At 60.7% G+C, this 1,202-nt stretch carries 1 protein-coding gene; it reads right to left on the bottom strand.

Annotated elements, in window-relative coordinates; all coding sequences use genetic code 11:
• A partial coding sequence (locus CSZ94_RS27295) for a maltoporin (RefSeq protein WP_102124359.1) occupies positions 1-1,202 on the bottom strand: 1,202 nt, incomplete at both ends.

The following is a 1,202-nucleotide window of genomic DNA, read 5'->3' as shown; positions in this document are numbered from 1 at the left end:
TGGAAGCCGTACGACGTGCCGCTGGTATTGTTGTTGTAGATCGGGCCGCCGTTGTTCGACGCATTGACCGAGGCGGTGGCCGCATCGTTCCATTTGCCGTAGGTAACAAAGGCGCGCAGTTCAGGACGCGACCACAGGCCAGGACCAGCCGAGATCGTCGGGGCGATGGTCAGCTTGGTCAAACGCTTGGCCGGCAGGCCGCCCGCTTGCGTCACGCGATCCGTGCCCAGTTCGCCCACCAGCTTGAAGTTGTTGGTGAACGCGTACACGGGACGCACGCCGGCCGAGGTCCAGGTCGAGGAACCGTTGGCATTCGACTCGTCTTTTTGCCACAGGGCGACGAATTCCATGCCGAAGTTTTCCATCGGCTGGATCGCCATGTCATTAAAGATGCGCGTGCGCTTCACGTCCGAACCCAGACCGGTGTCGCCCGATGCGCCGAACTGCGCGCCCTTGCCCGTGCCAGGACCGACGCCGTACTGCACGCCGAAGGTATTGCCGCCGCCGAAGACCTTGCCTTGACGGTGGAAGGCCGACAGTTGCCAGCCGTTGTGCTTCTTGCCGTAGAAGTCGTTGTCTTTGCCTTCAGCCGTGATGATGGTTGCGGCCAGGTCCAGGGTGCCGTTTTCATTCACGGGAATCTCGCCGTAGATGAAGTTCTGGCGCACGGCGGAACGGGTGCCAAGGAAGGAGCCCGGCTTGCCGCTGATCGTGCCGAGGCTGTCATCGAGCCTGTTGATGTCGTTGTCCTTGAAGAAGGCATACGAGAATTTACCCGGGCCAACTGGAATCCGGTCCAGGCCGGCGCCCGTGCCGTTCATGTTGATGTATTGCAGATCCAGCATGTGGATATCAGGACGGTAGTAGAAACGTTTACCGACCCATGCCGTGCCACCGTTCAGGAAATCGAGTCCCTGCGCTTCGACATAGGCCTTGACGATGCCCACCTTGTTGTCGCCGAAATCCGAATTCGGCGCGTAGGCATTGACCCAGATGGTGGCCAGGTAGTTCACGCCGCCGGACTTGGCGACGGACTTGGTGTAGCCGAATTCCGTGTAGGCGTCGCACTCATTGCCCAGACGGTATTTCATGGTATTGCCGCCCAGACCGAAGCAGCCTTGCGAACCGCCGTCGCCCGAGGTATTGCTGCCGGCGCCAGCGCGCAGGTAGCCATGGAAGCCTTCGGCGTCACTTGGGTACAT

The sequence above is a fragment of the Janthinobacterium sp. ROICE36 genome, assembly GCF_002869965.1.
Lineage (GTDB): Bacteria > Pseudomonadota > Gammaproteobacteria > Burkholderiales > Burkholderiaceae_D > Janthinobacterium.
Note: the sequence above shows the minus strand (reverse complement) of the source record. Positions and strands in the feature narration are given on the sequence as shown.